This is a genomic window from Candidatus Scalindua japonica (assembly GCF_002443295.1).
GTDB lineage: Bacteria > Planctomycetota > Brocadiia > Brocadiales > Scalinduaceae > Scalindua > Scalindua japonica.
On the sequence record NZ_BAOS01000009.1, the window covers coordinates 1 to 24,087 of the forward strand.

Genomic DNA, 24,087 nt, shown 5'->3' on the forward strand with positions numbered 1-24,087 from the left:
TTCCCTCAAACATTCACGACCGGTTCTTTTTTTTCGAAGCAGACAGACCAACCAACCTTTGCGTCAGGGACACTCGGGCTGAAAGCAACTCTCTTAATTTTTTCCACTTTTGCAATTATATCAGAATAGTCTACATCATCCCTTTGTTTCCACATCTTGCAAAGGTGTGGTCATCCCCATCTGCTTGTAGCATATAGAACGTCATGATCTGACTGGGGCTTAAAAGCGCCTTCGCCCCCCTGCAACGCCCTGACCATAAAACTCCTTCATCTCTACTACCATACGGCCCTCTTCATCCGTAATAGTGATATCATACTTGAGTACCCGGCCCTTTATATCCACGCCTTCACTATACCCTCACATACGCATACGCCGTCTCAGGTATCGACCCATATATAAACACTTCGTTCAGGGCAAACGGCAGGTATACTCCATCACCAGTTCCGTCAACACCGGTCGATGACACGGCCAATCCCAGTGTCGCCTGCAACGCACTATCCATCAGGCTCGGATGCAGCACATACTGCCCCGACACATCTCTGACACTCTCCGGCATAATCAACCTCGCCAGGACCTCACGCTCATTATAACGCAGGGCTTCTATCCCATGGAACGAAGGGCCATAGCTCAACCCCCGGCTGGAAAACGCCTTGTAACACCCCGGCCCATCTATCTCACCATCACACCTTGATCGGATGGCCCCGAGATCAAGAGTTTTTCCTCTCATATCTCCATAATCCCCGGTCTCAAGAATACCCTGGGAATGTACCACACGCTCATCACCCTCTGTGTGTGTACTCACCTCAAAAGAGATATTGCTGTTCTCAGGATATAGACTTATCGACAACTCCTGAGCAGCACTATCGACACGGACAGGACGGGCCCATACGATGTTCCTGATCCCGGTAATATCACCCTTAGACGCAGCACTTCCCGCCGCACGTGCCATCTCTACATACACCACCCCAGGCAAGACCTTCTCGTCATTTATGCGATGGTCACTTAAGAAAAACTCCTTTCCTGTCAATCGCGTTGTAAACTGTTGTTCTGTTAAATCTGATGTGTTGCGATGCAATAACGGATGAATTACCTCCGATATCTGATTATTGATAACCGATCTCTGGTTACCACCGTCCGGGACCCAGCAGCGCTCCCTTGCAAACGGATACGTCGGCAGGCTGATACGACATGGTTTATGTTCACCATAAAGAAGGTCCCAGTCCAATACCAGGCCTTTCACCCATAACTCTGCCAACTTGCTGAGCTTGCCCTTGGCTATCCATTTGTCTATCGCCTCCTGAAGGTCATCATCTACCGCAAACACGGACAAAACATCCTTGTTCCTTTTCACCTCACCTGTATAACAATCTTCTATACCCTCTTTGCCTGCAGCAAAGGCTTCCAATTGATTTATAAGGTCTTTGTTATCCTTAACCAGAAAGGCAGCACGACTGTCCATTGCTTCACGTCCCACCTGTAAGGTATAGGCAATATCTGCAAGGTGACATTCATATGATTCATCCTTCTCTTGCTCCTTGACAAATGAAAGCAGTCTTTCAGCATATCCTTTTAGTCGTTCCTGATTCCTGGCTGATAGAACAACCAACGCTTGTCGTGATGCATTAATTTTTATCAGAGGTCGACTCTGGACTTGCGCTGGAATGTATTCTTCGATAATTACATGGGCATTCGAACCTCCTGCCCCAAAGGAAGAAATGCCTGCTATCCTAGGACATTCCTTCTCATGTCCATTATCTTTAATTACAGGTCTTTCCCATGCGGAAAAATCCTGCTGAACCACAAAAGGAGTTTGACTAAAATCAATATTGGGATTTAAAGTCTCAGAGTGCAACGATGGTACAAGCTTGCGGTACTTAAGTTGTAGTAAAACCTTGGTAAGACCCGCTATCCCTGCCGCTGATTCACAATGCCCAATGTTCGATTTAACCGAACCAATAGCACAAAACTGCCTGTCATTAGTAAATGTCTGATACATCTTAGACAGCCCTGCTATCTCAATGGGATCGCCTAGCGATGTTCCTGTCCCATGGGCTTCAATATAACTTATATACCGTGGATCAACCCTCGCTTCTTTAATAGCTTCTCCAATCACATCTCTCTGGGCATTGGGATTAGGCACTGTATACCCATTGGTCTTACCACCATGATTTACGGCAGCGCCCTTAATAACAGCATAGATATGATCTCCATCATTAATGGCCTTTTGCAATGGCTTTAATAACACACAGCCTACTCCTTCTCCAGGTATGAACCCGTCACCTCCTACACCAAAGCTTTGACAACGACCCTTGTTTGATAGAAATTTTCCCTGTTTGAGCATAATAAATTTGTTGGGATGGACAGACACATTCACTCCTCCAGCTAATGCCAATTTAGAATCACCCCTTTTCAAACTTTGACATGCTAGATGGATTGCTGTCAACGACGAAGAACACATTGTATCAACCGCTATACTTGGACCATGAAAATTACAGAAATAAGACACCCGGTTGGCAATACTTGAAGGGCTAGATGAGAAGGCCATCAATTTACCTTTCAGGCTCTCTTCAATACCGTAGAATTGATACTCTTCGTACATCACACCAACATACACACCAACATTGCCTTTCTGATTCTGCAGGCATTCCCTTGTATAGCCTGCATCTTCCAGTGTTTCCCATGCTGTTTCAAGAAATAACCGCTCCTGAGGGTCTATGATCTCTGCCTCACGTGGAGAAATATTGAAAAACAACGGATCAAACCTATCTACATCATCAATAAATCCACCATACATTCCACAGGTCAAATCAACCCCGCTTTTATCATGCTTAAAATATTTACTATGCTCCCAGCGTTCTTTGGGAATTTCAGTAATACAATCTTTACCAGATTTGAGATTATCCCATAATTCTTTGACACCCCTGGCTTGGGGATAACGACCACTGATACCAATTACAGCAATATCATCTGAAAATTGTTGTTGTGAAATCTTTTGTTCCGATGGATCAACATAACTGATTTCTGATAAACCCGTTTCTTTCCCTTCTTCTGAAGTACAAATCAAATCAGATTTACGCTCTTTGAAAATACCTTTTTGAGTTACCTTCAATCCTTTCTTTGCAGATATCGACACCTCTAAGCCTAAAAGTTTAGTCAGTTTGTCACGATGCTGCTCTATAAAATAGTCAGTCAGCTGTTCCATGGTTTGATATTCAAAAAATAGTGTTCGAGGCAAGTTACCAAATACTTTTTCCAACTGATCAGTTAATTGCACAACCAATATTGAATCAATTCCATATTTTTCGAATGGTACCTGTGTATCTATTTTATCCGAAGGCATCTTTAATGTGGAGGCTAACAAGCGTTTAATATAAACACTTGCTTTTTCTTTTAAAATCTGAGGAGTTGTATCATAAAAACCTGCTATTTGATGTGTTGATAAATCCATATTCGTATCACGGTTCACCTCTGAACTCACAGTCTGTTTATCAGAAGCAGAAACTGATACGGTTTCCCCGACGATACCAGTTGCCCTGCTGGCTAGTGCAATAACCTCTTTCTGACAAACTAACCCATTACTCTCAGCGACAATCACCTGCTGACCCAGATGATGTGCCTCCTTTGTTATAAAAGCCACATCATCAAACCCTTGATGGTGTAAAACCCGCTCCCAACTTTCTGGTGATAAACCGGGGGACCCTTTGAGACGAACCTCTTCATCCCGATACAACCACCAACCATCCAACAAACCGAATGTCAGGGTTATAAAGTCCCGCTTAACACCCATCTCGTTCAGCAATAACAACCCTCTTGCTTTTAACGCTCCTTTAACCTGATCAAGCGTATTAGCCATCTCCTGTGTGGCATGCAGCACATTGGCCCCAATCACTATATCAAAGTAGTCCTCTTGAATACCTTGTTCTGCAAGCGGTTTTTCAACATCAAACATTTTTACACTTACATAGGGGTTCCCTCTGCAATAATGCTCCTCTGCATACATCAAAAAACTCTTTGAAACATCAGTATAAACATAGTCCAGATGCTCTGCATACTCCTTCAGCCGTTTAAAGACAGACGCACTGGTCCCACCTGTCCCTGCACCCACTTCCAGAATACATATTTTCTCCGAATCTTTTAAATCTTTGACACGCTCTTGCACATAGACCTCAACCACGTCTGCTACACATTCATTGAAATAGTCTGCAGATGGATTACCCTTATAGACACCCTCTACCAGATCCATTGAGGAATTGGGAAAGATAATATCCGTTGACGGGACCTTGCCTGTTAAAATATCAGGCAAAGCCTCAAGACACGGTTTAAGTAACTGGACAGGACTGTTCAGATAAGGATGTCTCTGGACAAGTTCTTTTGAATGTACCTCTAAATCAAATTGCTTGACCTGCTTTTGTATCGATTGAATGTCTTGTTTCAATATAATCAAACCTTCTTTTTCATCCAGACAATCCACCTGGCAAAGCATATCAACCAGCTCCTGAAACAATCTTTCATACTTGACAACGATGCCCAGACCACGTCTTAACGCTTCAATTTCCAGTGGAATTGATAGATCATCAAACAAACCAAGCCGGGAAACAGCTGCAATCAATCCATTAATTGCAAAATGGTCCAACGCTTTATAGGCTGAACCTTGAGTGCTTATCTCCTTTAAAGTGCCTGATCGGTCCGGCAATTGCCGAGAGATAGATTCTAAATATGAAGGCTGTGTTTCGTTATAAATACGTATCTTATGGTCCGGTTCAATACCCATTTCACTCACCACTGACTCCGCTATCTTCATCGGCACAATCTGATTAACACCCTGTGATATGACACGTTCAAGGACCTCCATCCCTTCAGCCGGTTCTATTGAATTAATCCCCTGTTTGGCCATACGCCTCTGATATTCATCTTTTGCGACAACACCTACACTCCCCCAATATCCCCAGTTGATAATATGAACAGAACAGGATAGTCGACTTCTCAGCGCATGGGCATAAGCATCTTTAAAGGTACAACCTGCAGCGTAATTACTCTGTCCCGGCGCTCCGGCAAACGATTGGGCGGAGGAAAAGAACATCATAAAATCAAGTGGTTCCGCCTCTAGGACTTGGTGCAATATCACGCTGCCCATGGTTTTGGGTGCTAAAACCGTACAGAAGGTTTCTTCATCCATCCTTTCTAAGGCTTTATCTCTTAATACAATTGCGGAATGAATTACACCATGAATTTGATCGGCCTGCTCTTTTACTTGTCTCACCGCTTGTTTCATACTGTCAAGGTCCGTCGCATCAGCCTGTATATATACAGGGAGGACACCCTCTGCACCAATTGCTTCGATCTTACCCTGGATATCATCATTCAATTCTCGACGTCCCAGCCAGAATACCTGATCCTGATAATGCTTAATAAGATACCTGGTAAGTTCATATCCTATTCCACCAGCACCACCAAGAACAACATACACACCACATTCTCGAAATCCGATACTTTGAGATGCGGGCAAAGACAACCGTGTCAGTCTCTCAACATAACGTTGACCATCCCGATAAACCACACTATTTCCTGAGACATTTACCGGTTCTGACTGTATCTGATGCACAAGGGTCTTATGAGCTTGACGTTTACATAGCAATTGTTGACTAAAATCTATATTTTTTATACGCCAGACAGGATATTCCTTCTCCAGAGATTGGGTTAAACCCAGTAAACTCGCCCCACCAGGATCTACCTGACTACTGCTATTCAAATAATGACAGTTCCTGAGTAAACTACTATCAGCTCCTGAGCCTTCTGAGCATACCCCAACTTCAACCATTGCCTTAATAGTTCGAAACCAACTCAAAACCCCATACTCCTGCCGTTCTTCTAAGAAAGGCAGCTCTAAGCTATAATCTGCATTTGTATGTAATCCACCTAAAAAGTAAATCTTACGAAACTCAGGCAATTGACGTAAACAGCTTATGATCCCATCAGGGTCTTTCAGATCAACCGACCAGCAGCTATCTGTCTTTTTTTCAGTCTCCGCTCCGAGACAAAGCTGAATACACTCCTCAACTCCCTCAGATTCTATCAGTGATTGCTCTAATCCAAAGCTATGAGCGTGATAGATGATTAAAACCCTTGATGTAGAAGATAGTTGGGATTTCGTTTCAACAATTTTTAGCGGTTCCCGGACCCAACGGGGAACAAACATTAGCTTCTCCAGAGGATCTCTCATTGGCCTGAATTCAAAATCGTGGCATTTCACACAAACCTGTCCCTCTTCATTGACCAAAGCAAGATGATAACGTTGTTCAGACTCCTTCTTCACATAAGCATACATCTTTGAAGTAAGACGGTGATAACACTCAACCTCTCCCATGGAAAAAGGAAGCTGTATCTGAGATGATGGGTTTGGATTAACAATACCCGCACAGCATTGAAGCGCGGCATCCATCAGCGCAGGATGCAGATAATAATCCTTCAATTCTTTTTTATAGAATTCAGGGATTTGAATCAAGCCCAACGCCTCTTGATCACCACCCCATATTGCCTCGACACCTTGAAAATACTCTCCATATTGAATACCTGCTTGCGAAATGGCCTCATAAAAGCGTGTCTTGCCCTGTTGGTCCTGCCAACGGCTTGACAATTTTTGCTTTAACTGCTCAATATCAACATTTTCATCTTCTTTTGGCCCGGAAACCTCTTCGATATAACCCCTGCTGTGTATAACAGGCTCTGCGTTCTGGTTACTAATAATCTCGTAGTAAAAACCACTACCTGTATCCCGGGCCTTTAGGATTAGTTGAATATACTGTTCTTCTGTCACAATTATCGGTTGAACCCAGACAACTTGTTTCAGAACAAAGCGCTTTTCAGGCTGGATTTGTTTCACTGCCGCAGTTATCATCTCAAGATAACCCACACCTGGAAAAACAGGCTGCAGTCTTACCTGGTGATGGTCCAGGATAGTGTCAGTCGGCTTTAGAACCTTGCCAAAAACGAACCCCCTGTTTACGGCAAGACTTGATGCAAGATCTACCCGGTCCAATAATGGATGCAATACGGATACACCGCCCAAGCCGTCTCCATGCCTATTAACAATTCCATGCTCATCGGTTTCCGGGACCCAGTATCGTTCGCGGGCAAATGGATAAGTAGGTAAACTTATACGTTTGGGTTTCTGTTCACCATAGAGCAGAGACCAGTCTAAATCAAACCCCTTTGCCCAAAGAGCAGCGAGTTTGCCAAGATTGCCCCTGGCAATCCATTTGTCTATCGTCTCTTTTAGATCATCTGCAGTAAAGGGCCTTAATGTGTCTTTATTCTGCTTAACCTCACCTATGAAGCAATCATCTATATCCTGCCTACCGGCAGAAAAGGCATCCAATTTATCAATTAGGCCTTTCTCATTCTTTACTAAAAAGGCCACTCGACTCTCCATCGCTTCACGACCAACTTGTAAGGTATAAGCGATATCAGAAAGGTGATGTTCCTTATTTCTATTGTGCACCTTCCCACTGATAAACCCGAGTAACCTCTCAGCAGAAGCTTTCAAACATGCGGAATTTCTGGCCGACAATACTACTATAGCAGGGTGAGAAGCGTTCACCTCTATAACTGGCGTGTTCCGGGTTCGTCCCGGAATGTACTCTTCAAGGATTATATGCGCATTAGCGCCGCCAAATCCAAAAGAGCTGACCCCTGCCCGTCTCGGTAGATGGTGTTTCCGTTCATCCACCATCTCCTTCCACTCCTGCGTCTCTTTGACGATATAGAATGGACTGCCCTTGAGATCGATGTAAGGGTTGACATTTTCACAATGCAGGCTGGCAGGGAGGGTCTTATGCTGTAGTGCCAGCAGCACCTTCAAAACACCCGCTATCCCTGCTGCAGATTCTAAATGACCAATATTGGTTTTAACTGAACCTATGCCGCAATAATTACTCTCTTTTTGTTCCTTATGAGTCCTACGATATAATTCGCTAAACGCGTTCTTAAGGCCGTTCACTTCAACTGGGTCCCCTAATCCTGTACCAGTGCCGTGCATCTCCATATAACTTACTGTATCAGGTGAAATACCGGCTTTCTCATAAGCAGTTATAAGCAAATCAGACTGCGCATTAGGGTTTGGGGCCGTCAGTGAATTAGCACGTCCACCATGGTTTTCTGAAGTGCCCCTGATAACACCGTAAATATGATCTCCGTCAGCAATTGCTTTGCTTAACGGTTTTAAAAAAACCGCGCCAACACCCTCACCACGAACATAACCGTTGGCCTTATCAGAAAATGATTTACAACGACCATCCTCACAAAGCATACCTGCCTTGCTGAAGGCAATAAACGCCGCAGGAGATAGTAATGTACACACACCGCCGGCAATCGCCAGTTCACAATTTTCTGACTCTATTGACATAATCGCCCTATGTATTGATACTAACGAACTAGAGCACGCCGTATCTATCGGCTCACTCGGACCACGAAGATCCAGAATGTACGATATGCGGTTGGCCAACACAGAATGCGATAGCCCTAGCGGGGTATGGGCCTCTATGCCAACATTTCCTTGTGCTAATAATTCATGGTAATCATTGTTTGACACTCCAACAAATAATCCTGTTTTTGTTCCAGACAGATCAGATGCTTTATACCCGGCATTTTCAATAGTCTCCCAGACACATTCCATAAACAGACGTTGTTGTGGGTCCATCAACTCTGCTTCTTTAGGTGAAATACCAAAAAACATCGGATCAAACTTGTCCACATCATCAATAAATCCACCCCACTTGATATTCGTCTTATTCACCTCTTTCTGCGGATCTCCATAGTACGCGCGCCAATCCCAACGGTCCGCAGGTATCTCACTTATCAAATCCTTCCCACCCTCAAGATTTTTCCAGAACTCCTCCAGATTACTACTGCCTGGCATCCTGCCGCTCATCCCTATCACGGCTACCGGACACGGTCCTACATAACTTGTATTCGCCGGCTTATCACTCTGTGCCATAAATCTGGACCGTATCGGTTTCAGACCCACTTCATCCTCTTGCGCATCTACCATTAGCGCCTCTTTTGTTATCTCCCGGCCTCCAGACAGATATTTCAATACAAGCTGCTCCCTGTTCTGTAACACCAGGTAATCAGCAAATGAACCTAACGTTGAATGCTCAAAAAAAACTGCCGGGTTTAGCTCCACACTGTACTCCTGGTTAATCTTGTTCGCAAATTCCGTCAGCGTTACTGAATCAAACCCATAATCACTGATATCAGATTCAAAATCTATGTCCTCTTTCTTTACCTTAAGCATGTCAGACACATCACGCACTAAATCCTCTTTCACGTTCTCTATCAACTCATCCATATCTACTTGTGGTGTTGTCCTTAACGCTTTTTGAGCTTTTACGGGTTGAGCAGGTTTCTGTAACAACAGCTTTTCCCGCATCTTGACCACATCACCTTCCGCCACAATCACATGCGAGTACTCTGTCATCAGTAAACGCTCAAAGACGTCAACCCCCACTGATGTCTCAAGCAACGACATCCCACTTACATCTTTCATCATGTGCTCCACCTGATCATCCACTTTCATACCGCCTTCTCGCCATAACGGCCAACCTATGGAAACGGTTTTCCCGGAACACTTTCCCGCATTAACCTGCTCCTGACGATATACCGCAAACGCATCCAGAAAGGCATTCGCCCCGGCATAATCACTCTGGCCTACATTACCCAGTACGCCAGCAACTGATGAAAAGAACACCATGAAATCAAGCTCCTCATCTTTAGTTGCGGCATCAAGGTTCACTGCGCCGTTTACCTTGGAAGAAAACACCTCCCTAATTTGATCATCAGTCTTCTTCTGGATAAACGCATCACGAATTACTCCCGCACTATGAATAACACCGTCGAGCTTACCGTGTTTCTCCTTAATCGCCTTGAACGCCTTTGCAACGTCATCAAGCTTACTAATATCGGACTGTATATAACTGACATCAAGGCCATCTTGTCTCAATGTATCTAACTCTTGCTGCTTCTCTTCGTTTAGTACAGACCGGCCGCTTAAGACCAGCTTCACCCCTTCAGTCTGACCAAAGTGCTCAGCAAAGATCCGTCCCAATCCGCCAAAACCACCTGTTATCCAGTACACTCCTCCCGGCTTGATAAGCCGAACCGCTTCTGCACCCTGTGTAACCTCTTTCACTTCCACCAGACGCTTTACCTGCCGTTCCTTTACCCCGTCACTATACCGCACTTCTATATCGCCACCCACTTCAGAAGCGGACTCCTGTTTGACCATGGCAACAAACTGTGCCCTACTCTCTTCCGTAAATAGAGGACAGTAAATCATCCTGCCCTCTATCCGAGGGCCCTCAATATGGGCCGTCTTGAGTAGCCCCGCAAGGGGCGCGTAACAATAACCGGCATCTCCATCAGGCACCAATACCAGTATCCTCTGTACCCGTTTCGGCTTATTCTCCAGACGACCACGTATCTTCTCAAACACCTCTATAAACATCCCCTCAACATCACGACCTACGTCCTTTGCCGAAGTAGACAGAGCAACAATCTCTGCATCAGGGCATTCTGCTGAAAGCAACTCACTCAGCCCTTCTCCACTGTCAGCAATTACTATTAAATAGTCTACATCACTCTTTGCTTCCACACCTTGTAAGGCGTGGTCCTCCCATCTGGTTGTAGCATAAAGAACGTCACAATCTGACTGGGGCTTTAAAGCGCCTTCGCCTCCCTGCAACGCCATGACCATAAACTCCTTCATCTCTACTACAATACGGCCCTCTTCATCCGTAATGTCGATATCATACTTCAGCACCCTGCCCTCTATGTCCGCACCTTCACTAAACCTCACATACGCATATGCCGTCTCAGGTATCGACCCATATATAAACACGTCTTTCAGGGCAAACGGCAAGGATACTCCATCACCAGCTCCGCCAACACCGGTCGATGACACTGCCAATTCAAGTGTCGCCTGCAACGCACTATCCATCAGGCTCGGATGCAACATATACTGCCCCGACACATCTCTGACACTCTCCGGCATAATCAACCTCGCCATGACCTCACGCTCATTATAACGCAGGGATTCTATACCACGGAACGAAGGGCCATAGCCCAACCCTCGACTCGAAAATGCCTTGTAACACCCTGGCCCATCTATCTCACCATCACACCTTGATCGGAGGGCATTCAGATCAAGAGTCTTTCCAGTCATCTTTCCATAATCCCCGGTCTCAAGAATACCCTGGGAATGTACCACACGCTCATCACCCTCTGTGTGTGTACTCACCTCAAAAGAGATATTGCTGTTCTCAGGATATAAACTTATTGACAACTCCTGAGCAGCACTATTGACACGGACAGGACCGGCCCATGCTATGTTCCTGATCCTTGTAATATCACCCTTAGACGCAACACTTCCTGCTGCACGTGCCATCTCTATGTAAGCTACCCCTGGCAACATCTTCTCGCCCTGAACCCTATAGTCATTCAGATAAAACTCTCCTCCAGTTAACACCGTAGTAAATCTCTGCTCTGTTAAATCCGAAGTATTACGCTCAAGCAGGGGATGAAGCCTCATTACACCACCAGCAATATTTACCTCATCTGCTCCCACCTCAGGCATCCAGCAACGTTCCCGCGCAAACGGATATGTGGGAAGAGGTATTCGTTGACAACTATTTTTATGATAAAGAGTTTTCCAATCAAAGTGAAAACCACTTACCCACAGCCTTGCCAACTTACCTGTTTTGTTATTCTGAATCAGACTTTTAATAAACGCATCTCCTTCTTTGCCAGCAGTTAATTCCATAACATCACTTTTTTTTCCTTACTATACCCTTGATAAATACCAGAGACATCAGAACGTCCTTCTATAAAAGCACCCAGCTTTTCTAACATATCTTTCTCATCAACTACGTCAATGGCTAAACGATGCTCCATTGCTTCCCGTCCCACCTGCAACGTCCATACCATATTTTCGAATGTATACCGGAAACGTGAGCGATGCTCATCCCCTTTAACAAAATACTCTCTTAATCTCCTGGCATAATCACTTAAACCTTCTTTTGTTCTGGCAGATAACACTACAACCTGTCTCTTCTTTTTTTCAGATTTTACTATTGGTTGTTCATAATCGGACACCACCATAAAGCAGTTTGATCCGCCTACGCCAAATGAATTAATAGCCGCAATCCTTTGACCTGCTGGTTTGGGCCATTTACGGGTTTCTGTTGGAATGTAAAATGGAAAAGTTTGAATCGGAATGCCTGGATTAATAGTTTCTATATTTGTGCACATTGGGACCAATCCAAATTTCATAGATAGTAACACCTTTGTTAAGGAACAAATACCGGAAGCTGACTCAAGGTGGCCTATATTAGCTTTAGAGCCTAACGCGCAGTACCCTTTCCTGGATGTATACCTCTGAAATACATTTGCCAACGCCTTAATTTCAACAGGGTCACCTAAAACTGTCCCAGTTCCATGCGCTTCTACATAATCTAACAGCTCAGGATGCACGCGTGCTTCCGCGAGTGATTGTTCAACTACTGCTTCCAGTGGCTTTATATTGGGTATAAATTTACCACTACCAGTCCCAGAATGATTAATAGCAGACCCTTTAATCACTCCATAGATATGGTCACCATCTGCAACAGCATTCTCCAGTTTCTTAAGCAACACCAACCCAACCCCTTCTCCCGGCACATAACCATCTGCTTTTGCGTCAAAGGTCTTCTCTTTTCCTTCCGGCGATAAAATCCTCATGCCGCTCAGCATTAAATATTTGCTTCTATGCAAACTGATATTGACACCGCCTGCCAATGCGATCTGACAATCTCCACGCATTACCGCCAGTCGCGCCAGATGAATAGCAGTCAATGATGACGAACAGGCGGTTTCAACGGTAAAACTCGGTCCTTGAAAATTAAATGCATAAGAAATTCTATTTGCTAACTCATGGGCATAACTACCAGGACTTATATAGTGTCCACTCTTCACATAATGTTCTGCAGATACCCATGTATAATCATCATTCATTACACCAACATAGACACCGCCTATGTATCGGGACAAATCTTTTAATGAATATCCCGCATCTTCAATAGTATGCCATGCAGTCTCCAATAACAGTTTCAACTGAGGGTCTAGCCGCTCCGCCTCACTTGGAGATATTTTAAAAAACAGGGGGTCAAACTTATCCACATCGTTTATGAAGCCCCCCCATTTGCTGATACTCTGGCGGCCTAACTCAAAATCAGGGCTATAAAAGCCATCTACCTTCCAATGGTCATCCGGCACCTCTGTTATGCAATTCTTACCCTTAGATACAACTTCCCATAAGTCCCATAGATCAGACGCGCCCGGATAACGCCCAGCCAATCCTATTACAGCAATGTCACAATTCTCCGTTTCCTGCGTTTGTGACCCTGATATTAGAGGTATAGGTTTACTATGTTCCTGCTCCTGGTTAATAAGGCTTTCTGTTTCATGAATATAATCGGACATAGTTTCTTCCTTATCATCCAATTCCTTATCAATATGAAAATGCTCTGCTTCATTTTCCAATAAATACCCACTCAAGTCCTCAATATTGGTATACTCAAACAGAAGTGTTGGATAAAATTCATGACTACACTTCTTTTCCAGCTCCCTGACTATAGTCAACAACTGAGTAGAATCTAAGCCTAAATCATAAAACCCTGTTGTTGTTGAAATTGTATCTGGTTCCTTGTTTAGCTTCGTTGCAACTCTTCCTTTTAAGTCGGAAATGATGGCACTTCTCATAGGATCATCTTCAATACCGTTAAGAAGAGTTTGTTGATGGTGTTCTTTTTGAGATTCCAGTCCTATGTGTTGTTGTACTTGTGTTTGTTGCTCTGGTCCAAGATCGATATTGTTATAACCATGCTCTTTCTGACCTGATTCGGTCAGACGTTGAATCAAGCCCTGATGCCGAATCTGTTTTGATACCAGTTCGCCAAATTCAACTAAACATTTCCCATTTTCATTGTATATTGTAATGTTCTTTTTTATTAAATCAGGTTGACCATCATTCTGCTTTTTTTCTCTATTTTTTATTAATTGAGAGTTATCATAGCTGTATACATAAATCTTATCTGGCAGTTCTTTGTAAGCCCTGAATACCTTTATCATGAAAGGGATGTATGGGTTCAGTTTCATCGGCCCCGATAACACATTTCCCTGATCTATATTAAAAGATGCTCCTGCAAACGTCGCCCCGTCTAAAAAAGCAGGATGCAGATAGAACCTTGATAGAAACTTCTGTGCCAATTCACTGATAGTGAGGACCATTAACTCTTCACTACCTCTTTGATAAACGGTGCCCATGGTCTTCATAAAAGCATAATGATTAATATTTAATGACCTGGCCATACCATAAATATCATCCATATCGAACTGATCAGTTGCATCCTGGATAAAGGCATCCGGATCAAACTCTTTTCCCGCCACTTGCCGATCATCGTAATAATATAGTAAACACTCCATATTCTCATCGAATTTTGTATCAACAATGTCATCACCTCTCACTTTTTGACTTTTTATCTCTACCTTCCAATAAGACTCAACCGGAGTAAAGGAGACGTATACCTTTTTGTCAAATTCATCTGATGTTGCTAACGGTTCTTTAAACAATACATTCCTTAATTCTAAATCTCTTGTTTTAAAATAATCTCCCGCCAGACGGTACACCATATCTATAAAGGTAACTCCAGGTAAAACCCTGACTTGATGTACCCGATGATCTCGTACTATGAGGTTATTGTTTTTAATCAGTTGTACAAAAATCTCTTTACCACTTGTCATCACTTTTGTACTCCAGGTAATTTTTCTGTTTTAAAGAAATCATCAAACTCTATTTCATCTAGATCGATTCCATCGTTCCCTGGTGTTAAGCTTTCTTTAAACCCACTCATCACTTTTGATTTATTATCTTTTTGAACAGGCCAAAAATATTTTCTATTAAAGGCTATTATTGGCAGAGGCTGCCGTTTGACATTTTTACTGTCGTATTCAAGGCCCTGATCACTTGCAATCACATGCACATTAGTCCCCCCAAAACCAAAAGAACTTATACCTGCACGTCTTACACCTTTATATCCTAACCACTCTTTGAGTATGATATTAGGATAAAATGGTGATTGTTTAAACACAAAACGGCTGTTAGGTTTAGTGCAATGCAGGGTTGGCGGTATCTGTTGATGATAAATCGATAACATGACCTTGATAAGACTCGCAATCCCTGCCGCACTGAGCAAGTGACCAACATTACTTTTTACACTACCCACAGCACAGAACTGTTGGTCTTGCGTGAAACGACGAAAAACGCTTGTTAATCCTTTTAACTCCATCGGATCACCTATCATGGTACCAGTCCCATGAGTTTCCATATATGTAATACTTCGAATATTCACTTGCGATTTCTGCAGCGCCTTCTGGATCACCTCACGCTGGGCATCTGGATTAGGAGTTGTAATTCCCATCGTATTCCCATCATTATTCATCGCGGTGGCTTCAATTATCCCATAAACACGATCATTATCCATGATGGCCTTTTTCAACGGTTTCAGTAAAACAGCACCGCAACCTTCTCCAGGAACAAATCCATTAGCGCGTTGATCAAATGTGTAGCATCGTCCATCTGGAGAAAGGGCCCTGCCTTCGCTCAATGCAATATATGGTAACTGATCTAAAAGGACATCAACACCTCCAGCAATGGCCATCTCCGATTCTCCTTTAGCCAGGCTTTGACAGGCTAAATGCAGACTGCTCAGAGAAGAAGAGCAGGCTGTATCGATGACCATATTAGGCCCTTTAAGATTATATATATGTGATAAAAGGGCAGCGATAAAGTTTTGTCCGGTTCCAACAATCGATTCTTTGAGGACATTTGGAAGATAGTATACAAAATTACTAATCCTGGACCCGACAAATACTCCAACATCCTTTCCCCAGATTTCTTTTTTTGTATAACCCGCATCATTAATCACTTCTACACCCACCTCTAAAAATTGACGCATTAAAGGATCAATATGTGGGGCCAATTCTTTTGAGATCCCAAAATATTCAGGATCAAATTCTTCTATACCTTCAATAAAGCCACCCCATTTGCTGATACTTTTTCCTGGTTGGTAATCTGTGCTATAATATTTGCGGATATCCCAGCGGTTTGCAGGTACTTCAATAATACTGTCAGTACCACTCTTTAAATTAAACCAGAAGGTATCAATGTCTGGAGCACCTGGAAAATGACATGCTAACCCTACCACTGCTATTTTTTCTGCTTGTACTACGCCATTTTGTAATGGAACTTGATCAATATTCTTTTTTATCTGACTCACCTGGTCTGGTTTTTGATCTAATGCATCATCATAAATTGAAGAAGGCTCTTTTGGCATTTCACAGCGAGAAGATCTGTCTTTAAATAACAGAATTAACTTATCGCCAAACTCCTCTACTATATAGTTAACCAATAGTGACAATTGTGGACATTCCAGAATTACAGAAGGGTCTAATGACATTTCAAGTTCTTTTTCGATCTCTCGTACCAACTCTGCTAATAATATTGAATCTACTCCATATTCACTAAACGATACATCCGGATCGAGTTGCCCGGCATCTATCTTCAATACCTTGGCAAAAAGCTCTTTCAACCACTCCAGAGTAATTACCTCTAGTTCTTGAATATCACCATTTTTTATAGTTTTATGTGCAGCCATCCTTTTCTTAGATACTGGTGGTAACGTTATCTCACAAATCAATTCAGTCTTCAATAGATCTTCAAACCAAGGCCCTGATTTCCTGCTTTCACACGGCATACAAACAGGAATGTCTTTTAATGCGATAGCTGCATCCATCAACTTCAAACCAGCTTTCGTATCGTGAGACAGTAATCCCGTACGTTGATACGCAGGACTAACATCACCGCCCACACCCTTCTCCTTCCAATTCGGCCAGTTCAATGAGCGATAATAGCGGTAACCCTGACGGTACTGATAACTTGCAAAAAAGTCCATATAAGCGTTCGCCATACCGTAGATTGCCTGCCCTGAAGCCAGTGTTGGTATAATAGCCGATACCGATGAAAACAAGACAAAAAACTCTATCGGTTCCTGTTTTAATACCTCATGTAAACACGCCAACCCTTCAACCTTCGGTTCACAGACCTCACGAACATAAGAAACTGAATTTCGAATAAAAGCAGGATTCTCCATCTTCACGACACCGGCACAGTGTATTACACCAAAAACCTCACCCATCTTTTTCTTAGCCAGCTTAAATAATTTCAGTAACGCTTTCCTATCTGTTAATGACCCACAATAAATCTCTACCTCGGCACCATGTGCCTCCAACCATTGTATATCCAGTATCTTCTGCCGTAACACTGGTGATGTTTTCCGGTCAGAAATTATTTCTTGCCATTGAAAACGCTCTGGAAGCGGCTCTCTACCCATTAATACCAGCCTTCGCACACCTTTAGCAACCATATGCTTTGCAACAGCCTCCCCGATACCGCGTGTACCACCGGTAATAACTAATACCCTATCACTTGGATATCTTTGTCCATTCGTTGCGGCCTCCTCAATCTCAAGCCCTGATTGAATAACCTTAAGTGTAGATACATGTCGAATACCATTCCGATAACAACATTCATTATGTTTATCTGAGGAAGACCATTCTTGAATCAGTGTTTCTTTCAGTTTCAATCTATCATTTAATGAAACATCTATATCAACTGTCTTCGAAACGACCTGTTTGTATTCAGCGCCCAACATGCGATACAATCCCGCTAATCTAGCTCCATTCATTCTCGTCGTCTTTAGCCCGTAATCCTGCAGGTTACTCGTAATCTGAACCAACTTAAGTCCTGTGCCTCGCTTATGCTCTATTAGCTGTTGTAAAAAAACCAGCTTACCAGCCTCAACTGCTTTCGAGTCATCATAATCAGTGCTCAGTGCGGTCAAGTCCATACAACCTATCAAGTCATCCGATCTCTTTTCACTCCACTGCTGATAAACCGCAATTCCCTGTTCCTCGTGATAAAAATCGAGCTCATAGTGATTATCATCTACTCTTTTCATCGCTTCATTCTGACAACAAATGAATGTGTTAATACCGGGACTACCGGCAAACAGTGTCTCAGCAAACGTAAGTATATCAGGGGTGACCAGTAGCAGTATCTCTCCTTTTTCCTGAGCTATCGTATCGGTAAGCCTTTCCGAATGCCACTGTTTAGATAACATCTGCATCTGATCTTTTTCTATAACGTACTCTGGATCCAGATTGCTTTTCTGTGTCGTTTGATGAAATCCAGACATGCTTTCTCTTTTCTGGTCTACTATTTCTCCCTCTGCACCAGGTATCCAGTAATGTTCCCTGGCAAAAGGGTATGTCGGCAAACTTATCCGTTTAGGCTTACAATCGCCATACAATAGTTCCCAGTCCAAATTGAATCCATTTACCCAAAGTTCGGCAATTTTGTCATACTTGCCTTTTTCAATCCATTTGGTTATCAACTCTTTTGTGTCTTCATCCGAGGCGAAAAATGCTAAGGCATTCCTGTCTCTTCTCACTTCTCCTGAATAGAGAGCATCTATGTCATTTTTGTCACCCTTCTCCGCTATAAATGCTTCTAATTTGGCAGCAAGCTCCTTTTTACCCTTAATCAGAAATGCCACTCGATAATCCATTGCCTCTCGGCCCACCTGAAGTGTATAAGCAATGTCTGCGAGGCTTCGACTTTCTTTACCACCTTCATCCAGCCTTTTTATAAAACCAAGCAACCGTTCAGCATAAACTTTAAGACGTTCACTATTTTTTGCTGATAAAACAACCAACGCTGGTGTTTTTGCGTTAATAATCTTCACCGGCCCATGCTCAACAGACACAGGAAGATACTCTTCTATAACAACATGCGCATTAGTGCCTCCAAACCCAAAAGAACTTATTCCTGCCCGTTTGGGTATAGGATTATTCTGATCATCATAAAGCGTTTTCCATTTCTGCGTTTCGTTTACAAGGTAAAATGGGCTATCTTTCAAATCAATATGTGGATTTGTCTCTTCAAAATTGAGGTTTGCAGGAAAGCATTCGTGTTGTATTCCTAAAAGCACCTTAAATACACCTGCGATACCTGCTGCTGGCTCTAAGTGACCTACATTAGTTTTTACCGCCCCCAGACCACAATAATTTTTGTGTTTCATCTCTTTTTTATTTATTTCATATAACCGACTAAAAGCATCCTTTAATCCTTCAACCTCTACAGGGTCACCTAATTTAGTCCCGGTCCCATGGGTTTCAATATAGTTTATTGTTTCAGGGCTTACTCCTGCCATTTTATAAGCTGTCACTAATAAATCAGACTGTGCTTTCAAATTCGGAGATGTTAAAGAATTTGATTTCCCTCCATGATTTACTGCAGATCCCTTAATTATTCCATATATAAAATCACGATCAGTTTTTGCCTGGGACAAAGGTTTTAATAATATTGCGCCTGCTCCTTCTCCTTTAACGAAACCGTCAGCTTTTTTATCAAAAGTTTTGCATTTTCCGTCAGGTGACAATACTCCCAGTTGACTTGTACCCACCCATGTTTCCGCCAGAAGATTCATACTTACACCACCTGCTATTGCTAATTCACTCTCACCGTTTTGTATTGATTCAACTGCTCTATGAATAGCTACCAGACTTGCTGAGCATGCTGTGCTGATAGCCTCACTGGGACCATGAATATTTAATTGATACGAAACCCGATTGGCGAGCATTGCATGTGAATTCCCCGTTACTATCTGAGCATTTATTTTTCCAAAATGTTTCGCTAAAAGTTGTTGATATTCCTGAAACTGTACCCCAACAAATAATCCAATCCCTCTCCCAGACAAACTGCTTACCGCGTACCCAGCATCTTCTATTGCATGCCATACTTCTTCGAGAAAAATACGGTGTTGAGGATCCATCATCTCCGCTTCCTTCGGTGATATGCCAAAAAAAAGTGGATCAAATTTGTCTATATCCGGAATAAAACCACCCCATTTTGAATTCGTTTTCCCAGAATCCTTTAACGAGTCCCCATAGTATTTTCTCCAGTCAAACCTCTCAGGAGGGACTTCAGTTATTAAATTTTCTTTATTATATAAATGATCCCAGTAAATCTCTTTATTCTCTGATTGAGGGAAACGACCACTCGCACCAATAATTGCAATCGGTTCGTACTGAACATGAGCATGACCATTTTGAATAACCTTAAAACGGTCCTTCTTTAAGGGAGTAAGCGGTTCTCGTATTGATATATTTGTATTTTTTAATGATATGTGAACAGGTTTTTGCTCTTTATCTGTTTTTTTTCCATAAAAATCTGTAATTGTTTTCTTATGATTTGTAGTAAAATATTGCCCCAGTTTTTCAATTGTCGGATATCCAAAAAAGACGGTTGGTGTAATATTCAGGCCATAGTAACTACTTAACATCCGTGCAAACTCGGCCAAACTAATCGACTCAAATCCAAAGTCAAGAAGGTTTTCGTTGACGGCAACACGAGTATCCTTAATTTTTAATAGCTTGCTGATCATACGGCTAAGGTCACGCTGAATACATTCATGTATAGATAAACTCTCATACCCTGTCAAACGACCAATTCCTGCCTGGATATCCTTTGCAGTCTTTAGATCCGAAATTGATTTTCCTTCAATCTTCAAAAACCTTTCTAACCGGCTCTTTTGGCCACAGAGAACTAATGTACTTGTTCGTTCCTGACACAATAAATCTTCGAAAGCTTCAAACCCTTCCTCTTTTTCCAGAAATCGTTGTCCGCTTGATTTTAAATACATCTCCGTATTTTCATCATCCCGAACACCCATACCCCCTTCTCTCCACAATGGCCAATTAATAACAATGGTCTTCCCGTTACGTTTCCCTTCCTGAGTCAGGTATGTACGATACTGGCCATAAGCCATCTGGAAACGATTCCCTATCGCATAGTCACAAGCCCCAAAGTCACCCAGAACGGCAGAGGAAGAAGAAAAGTAACAAGTAAAATCGAGAGGTTCTCTGGCTGTAATCTCATCCAATACCACCGTTCCCTGGACCTTTGGCAGGAGGATCTGTTTAAAGCCACTCCATTTCTTGTCAAAGACAGTTTTTACACTTTCTACACCTGCAGCATGAATAACACCATTAATGCCTCCAAAACGCCTCTTTATACGTTGAAGCATCTTTGTCATTTGCTCCCGATGAGAAATGTCAACCTGTTCATAACATACCACTGCACCTTTATTCTGCAGATCCTTGAGATACTTCTCCTTCTTTGTATCTAAAGCAGATCGTCCAGTCAGAATCAGTCTGACCTTATACCGTTCTGCCAGATACCCTGCAAAGAGAGATCCTAGACCTCCACAGCCACCTGTTATCAGATATGTCCCTTGTGGCTTTATACTATTTTTATACCTATTGGTTTTTTTTATTTCTTTGATCTTATAAACATAACGTTGCCCTGATTGGTAACGAACGCTCATTTGTTGAATTTCATTTGTAACCGCTGCCTCTTGAAACATATAATCACAGCACTGACCAAAACTAAAAGACTGTGCTCCCATATATACACATGACAAATTTGTATGCGGCATAATTAATCCTAATGAACGTTCATATCCTAACCATGATTCCGCATAACATTGGGTTTTTCCATTATCCAATTTTCCGCCCATCAAAATTCTATTTATAAATATTGGTGTACTCTTTATTGCATTCAAAAGATAAAAAATATGTTTTAATGATTTTTTCCCCATATCATCTCTAAATGCAGAAAAGAATAATAAGGAATTAATTTTTTGTTCTACTTTCTCTATTGACGCAAACAATCTCTGATAACTTTGAAATTTATTGAGGTTAATCTCGTACTCATACTGTGATTTCTGTTTAAAGGAGTTACCTGTATTGACAAAAAAAATATTTTCCTTACGATTACATTTTTTTATGTAATCCTGTAGTTCTTTATGCTGGTCTTTGCCGTGAACGAAACATATTATATTGCCGAGCTCTAAAGTACTGATATCAATCTCTGATAAATCTGCCTCCTGCCATTCTTCTTCAAAGGTCATCAACTTAAAAGGCTCTTTTATTTTATTTTCAGACTCTTCTGATACCATTGAGGAGTCTTCTTTAACTCTACCTTCTTCATCTGAGAATGTACCCTCGACCGGCATCAACTCAAGCCCTGCTAAAGAGACCAAAACCCTGCCGTTATCATCAGAAATATCAACATCATATTTCGTCTTATAATCCTCGTCTCTTGTCTTTAAACTATATTTTATATATGCAAATGCTCTCTCTTGAACGTTATCATAAATCTTAATTTTTCTTACTTTATATGGACACAACGTATTTATAACATCAGAAAATAGTTTTTTTGTTAAGACACCTACTATTGATTGTATAACACCGTCGAGTAAAGTCGGGTGCAACATAAACTGACTATCAATCTCTGCAACACCATTCGGCAATCGCAGTTCAACCAAAGCTTCACCTTGTTTATAATACAGAGATTGAACACTCTGAAACTCCGGTGAATAACTTTTACCAAGATTAGTTAAATTTTCATAGCATTCAGTACCCGTCAACTCATCACCGCATCTTGATCTAATAGCATTTATATCTATATATCTTGCAGTCTGTTCTGAATAATCTCCAATTTCAAGTTTACCCTGACTATGAACATTTAATTCCGCTTCCTCCATGCTTGCTCGTGAACTTATCTCAAATTCGATATGGCTATCTTCAGGAAATAAACTAATTGAGACTTCCAGGGGTTTCTTATTAACATGTATGGGCATAGCCCATACAACATCTTTAATAGTAAGGACATCGTTACCAGCAGCCATTCTCCCCGCGGCACGTGCCATTTCCAGACAAGCCACTTCTGGCAACATTTTATCTTTAATGTTGAGATTGGTATTTAAGAACGATTCATTACCCGTTAACTTTGTAGTATATCGTTGTTCAGCGAGGTCTGACATATTACGTTGCAGTAAAGGATGAAGCGATAAAACCACATTTCCCGCATCTGAGTATTCTTTCTTGTCCTCATTTTGTATACAGTATATCTCTTCAAGAAATGGATATGTAGGAAGAGATAAACGTTTCGGTTTGACTTTTCCATAGAGCTTGTCCCATTGTATACTTAGTCCTTTTACCCATAATTCAGCTAGTTTGTCGATTTTGCCGTGAGACATCCATTTATTTATTACCTCTTTAAGGTCATCATCCACTGTATATAAAGCTAATGTGTCAGAACCTTTTTTTACTTCACCAGTATAGGATTTCTCTCTACTATCTCTATTCTCAATGAATGCTCTTAATTGATTCAAAAGGTCTTCTTTTGAATCAACCAGCAAGGCAAGACGACTGTCCATCTCTTCACGACCCATTTGTAAAGTATATGCAATATCAGGGAGAACGAGCGCATCTACCTTATTCACTAAAAAGGAATGCAACTTCTTGGCATAAACCTTCAAACGCTCCCCGTTTTTAGCCGACAATACTATCAAAACAGGGTTAGTCACATTTACCACTATCTCTGTTTTATTTCGCCCTGGATTTGGAATATATTCTTCAATAATTGCATGGGCATTCGAACCACCAAATCCAAAAGAACTTACCCCTGCCCTCCTCGGTATTAAGTTACCATTCTGATCACTCAACTGTTGCCAATCCACTGCCTTATCCACTATATAGAATGGACTACCCTTTAAATCGATATAAGCATTAGGCTCTTTATAATTAATCGTTGCGGGAATCTTCTTATGCTTCAAGGCCAAAAGCACTTTTAATACCCCTGCTATACCGGCTGCCGTCTCTAAATGACCTATATTTGACTTGACCGATCCAAGTCCACAATAATTACTCCTCTCCTGCACCATATCAAATTTTCTATATAATCCACTAAACGCCTTCTTCAGTCCATTCACCTCAACAGGATCGCCCAACTCAGTACCAGTACCATGCGCCTCAATATACGTAACCGTGTCCGGTGAAACACCAGCCCTCTCATAAGCATCCATAAGTAAA

General features: G+C 42.1%; 4 protein-coding genes and 2 pseudogenes. All 6 read right to left on the minus strand.

Annotated features, from left to right (window positions below; genetic code table 11):
* Positions 1 to 219 precede the first annotated feature (219 nt).
* A complete protein-coding gene (locus SCALIN_RS23345; RefSeq protein ID WP_261341001.1) occupies positions 220 to 342 on the minus strand; it encodes a hypothetical protein in 123 nt (40 codons plus the stop codon).
* Positions 343 to 349: 7 nt separating this feature from the next.
* Positions 350 to 727: a polyketide synthase dehydratase domain-containing protein gene (locus SCALIN_RS23810; protein WP_420885421.1), complete on the minus strand. Its 378-nt coding sequence runs from the start codon at positions 725 to 727 to the stop codon at positions 350 to 352.
* A 78-nt stretch (positions 728 to 805) separates the two neighbouring features.
* Positions 806 to 2,998: pseudogene (locus SCALIN_RS23815) on the minus strand (type I polyketide synthase); the annotation flags it as partial.
* A 195-nt stretch (positions 2,999 to 3,193) separates the two neighbouring features.
* Positions 3,194 to 11,815, minus strand: a pseudogene (locus tag SCALIN_RS06130) (SDR family NAD(P)-dependent oxidoreductase); the annotation flags it as partial.
* Positions 11,806 to 14,832, minus strand: coding sequence for a beta-ketoacyl synthase N-terminal-like domain-containing protein (locus SCALIN_RS06135; protein WP_096893528.1), 3,027 nt, complete (start codon positions 14,830 to 14,832; stop codon positions 11,806 to 11,808). The pseudogene SCALIN_RS06130 and the gene SCALIN_RS06135, both read right to left, overlap by 10 nt.
* Positions 14,832 to 24,080, minus strand: coding sequence for an SDR family NAD(P)-dependent oxidoreductase (locus tag SCALIN_RS06140; protein WP_096893529.1), 9,249 nt, complete (start codon positions 24,078 to 24,080; stop codon positions 14,832 to 14,834). Before SCALIN_RS06140 ends, SCALIN_RS06135 begins: the two co-directional genes overlap by 1 nt.
* Positions 24,081 to 24,087 lie beyond the last annotated feature (7 nt).